Below are 545 nucleotides of genomic sequence, written 5' to 3' on the forward strand. Positions count from 1 at the left end.
ATTCTCTTGTGGGAGAAAAAGTACATGTCAAGGTTTATAGTGAAAAAATCGTCATCCTGTACGGGAAGGAGAAAGTGGCCTCTCATCAACGCAGTTATTGCGGTGGAGACTGGTGCATCAAGCTGGAGCACTATTTGCGTACACTTTCCCGTAAACCGGGGGCATTGCCCCACTCTGTGGTTTGGCAAAGAGCACCGGAAGAACTGAGAAGGCTGTATGACATCCATTTCAAGGAGGACAACAGGACGTTTGTTCTGTTGCTGGACTATGCCCGAAAAAATGGATTTTCCGGAACGGACATTGTCACGGCATGCAAGGAGCTGACCGGACGTGGTGTCAGAAAGATATCTCCGGACCAGGTAAAGGCCATGCTGCATGGTAGCGTACAGGGAGAGACAGAAGAAACCATGGAACCGCCTGTTCTCCCGGCACAACAGGAGAATATAGAAAGAGAAGCTGTGGATATGCTTGAAGGCATCACGGCGCTCATGACAGGATACAATGAAGTGCATGATATAATACCAACCATTTAAGTTTATAATATA

Annotated in this window: 1 pseudogene; it reads left to right on the forward strand. The window is 47.3% G+C overall.

Annotated elements, in window-relative coordinates:
* Positions 1-533, forward strand: a pseudogene (locus KQ486_RS14800) (hypothetical protein); the annotation flags it as partial.
* Positions 534-545: the final 12 nt, after the last annotated feature.

The organism is Allobacillus halotolerans (genome assembly GCF_018967645.1).
Classification (GTDB): Bacteria; Bacillota; Bacilli; order Bacillales; family Alkalibacillaceae; genus Allobacillus; species Allobacillus halotolerans.